At 60.1% G+C, this 2,359-nt stretch carries 3 protein-coding genes; all 3 read left to right on the top strand.

Annotated elements, in window-relative coordinates; translation table 11 throughout:
• Nucleotides 1-47: 47 nt before the first annotated feature.
• Genes tnpA through tnpC form a run of 3 tightly spaced genes read left to right on the top strand, consistent with a single transcriptional unit; the run spans nucleotide 48 to nucleotide 2,328 of the window.
• Complete coding sequence (gene tnpA, locus HAQ05_RS27660) at nucleotides 48-419, top strand: IS66-like element accessory protein TnpA (RefSeq protein ID WP_190427530.1); 372 nt, start codon at nucleotides 48-50, stop codon at nucleotides 417-419.
• A complete protein-coding gene (gene tnpB, locus HAQ05_RS28895) occupies nucleotides 416-751 on the top strand; it encodes an IS66 family insertion sequence element accessory protein TnpB (RefSeq protein WP_190427528.1) in 336 nt (111 codons plus the stop codon). The genes tnpA and tnpB overlap by 4 nt, the downstream gene beginning before the upstream one ends.
• A gap of 50 nt (nucleotides 752-801) precedes the next feature.
• On the top strand, nucleotides 802-2,328 hold the full coding sequence (gene tnpC, locus HAQ05_RS27650) for an IS66 family transposase (RefSeq protein WP_190427527.1): 1,527 nt from the start codon (nucleotides 802-804) through the stop codon (nucleotides 2,326-2,328).
• Nucleotides 2,329-2,359 lie beyond the last annotated feature (31 nt).

The following is a 2,359-nucleotide window of genomic DNA, read 5'->3' as shown; positions in this document are numbered from 1 at the left end:
CGTAAGCGCCCGGTGAACACACCTACCGAACTCCAGCATTAAGGGCGATGTTGTCCGTCTATTTTTTAGCGGACGCGATCACCCTTATCGCCAGGATTCCCATGCGCCAACGAAGCTCTTACCCGAAGTCCTTCAAAGCCCAGGTCGTGCAGGAATGCCTGCAACCCGGAGCCTCAGTTTCCAGAGTCGCCATCAGCCATGGCATCAACGCCAACGTTATCCGCAAGTGGCTGCCGATATACCGCGACAAGGCGGTCGCGCCACTTCCTGCGTTCGTACCAGTGCACCCAATACCCAAGCGACACGCTGATGAGGCGGTGGTTATCGCGCTGCCGCTGGGCGGTCAAACCATCACGGTCAAATGGCCCATCTCCGACCCGGACGGCTGCGCACGCTTCATTCGCAGCCTTTCGCAATGATCCGCATCGACGCCATCTGGCTCGCCACCGAGCCCATGGATATGCGCGCTGGCACGGACACGGCGCTGGCCCGCGTGGTCGCCGTATTCGGTGCGGCGAAGCCGCACTGCGCTTATCTGTTCGCCAACCGCCGCGCTAATCGAATGAAAGTACTGGTGCACGATGGCGTGGGTATCTGGCTGGCAGCGCGCCGCCTGAACCAAGGTAAGTTTCATTGGCCTGGCACGCATCGAGGCCACGAAGTTGAACTCGACGCAGAGCAACTTCAGGCGCTGGTGCTGGGCCTGCCTTGGCAGCAGGTGGGTGCTAACGGCGTAATTACGTTGCTCTGAATCGGGTCTTTTAGCTGTGTCGAGTGGGCTGCTTTGGTAAAATCCACGGCATGACTTCCTCGCCCAATCTCGACCAAATGACACCTGATCAACTGCGCGCACTCGCGGCGCAGTTGCTATCGAAGGTCGACACCATGGGGCGAAAGATCCATCGTGACGAGACGATCATCGAGCAGCTCTCTCACGAGATCGCCATTCTCAAACGCCACAAGTTTGCCAAGCGCAGTGAGCAGATCAGCCCGGCGCAAGGCAGCTTGCTGGATGACTTGCTCAACACCGACCTCGAAGCCATCGACGCGGAGTTGAAAGCACTTCGTCCCGCTCCGGCACCGGACGAACCACGCCAACAACCCAAGCGCGCGCCGTTGCCGCCGCAGTTTCCTCGTACCGTCATTCATCACGAGCCAGAGAACACTCAGTGCTCCTGCGGCTGCCAACTTCAACGCATCGGCGAAGACGTCAGCGAGAAGCTGGACTACACCCCCGGCGTGTTCACGGTTGAGCAACATGTACGTGGCAAGTGGGCCTGCCGTCAGTGCGAAACACTGACTCAAGCGCCGGTACCGGCACAGGTGATCGACAAGGGCATCCCCACTGCCGGCTTGTTGGCCCACGTGATGGTGGCCAAGTTCGCCGACCATCTTCCGCTGTACCGGCAGGAAAAGATCTTCGGCCGTGCCGGCCTGGCGATCCCGCGCTCGACGCTGGCTCAGTGGGTCGGCCAAACCGGCGTACAACTGCAACCGCTGGTAGATGCACTGCGCGAAGCCGTACTGGCCCAGCAAGTCGTCCATGCCGATGAAACACCGGTGCAGATGTTGGCACCGGGCGAAAAAAAAACACATCGAGCATACGTCTGGGCCTACTGCACGACACCGTTCTGCGCACTGAAAGCGGTGGTGTACGACTTCAGCCCCAGCCGTGCGGGTGAACATGCGCGCAATTTCCTGGGCACCTGGAACGGCAAGCTGGTCTGCGATGACTTCGCGGGCTACAAAGCTGGCTTCGAGCAAGGCATCACCGAGATCGGCTGCATGGCCCATGCCCGGCGCAAGTTTTTCGACCTGCATGTGGCGAACAAAAGCCAGTTGGCAGAGCAAGTGCTGCACTCCATTGGCGGCTTGTACGAAGTCGAACGGCAGGCCAAGGACATGAGCGATGAAGATCGCTGGCGATTACGCCAGGAAATGGCGGTGCCCATCGCGGAAAAGTTGCATGAGTGGATGCTGGCTCAACGCGCGCTTGTGCCCGAAGGCTCGGCCACGGCCAAGGCACTGGATTACAGCTTGAAACGCTGGGTAGCGCTGACGCGCTACCTGGATGATGGTGCTGTGCCCATCGACAACAATGCCGTGGAAAACCAGATCAGGCCATGGGCGCTCGGTAGGTCGAACTGGCTCTTCGCTGGATCGCTGCGCAGCGGTAAACGGGCGGCGGCGATCATGAGCCTGATCCAGTCGGCGCGCATGAACGGGCATGATCCGTACGCGTATCTCAAGGATGTGCTGATGCGGTTGCCGACGCAGAAGGCTAGTGAGATCGAGCAACTCCTGCCACATCAGTGGATGCCGGGCTGACCTGCGCAAGGCGTATTCCCCGTACGCTTAC

It is taken from the genome of Pseudomonas typographi (assembly GCF_014694385.1).
Lineage (GTDB): Bacteria > Pseudomonadota > Gammaproteobacteria > Pseudomonadales > Pseudomonadaceae > Aquipseudomonas > Aquipseudomonas typographi.
The sequence above is the reverse complement of the archived record's forward strand: the minus strand, read 5'-3'. Positions and strand labels throughout refer to the sequence as shown.

Excerpts from the sequence above, each read along its gene's own strand:
- tnpA (WP_190427530.1), top strand. The coding sequence starts at position 48 with ATGTTGTCCGTCTATTTTTTAGCGGACGCGATCACCCTTATCGCCAGG.
- tnpB (WP_190427528.1), top strand. The coding sequence starts at position 416 with ATGATCCGCATCGACGCCATCTGGCTCGCCACCGAGCCCATGGATATG.
- tnpC (WP_190427527.1), top strand. The coding sequence starts at position 802 with ATGACTTCCTCGCCCAATCTCGACCAAATGACACCTGATCAACTGCGC.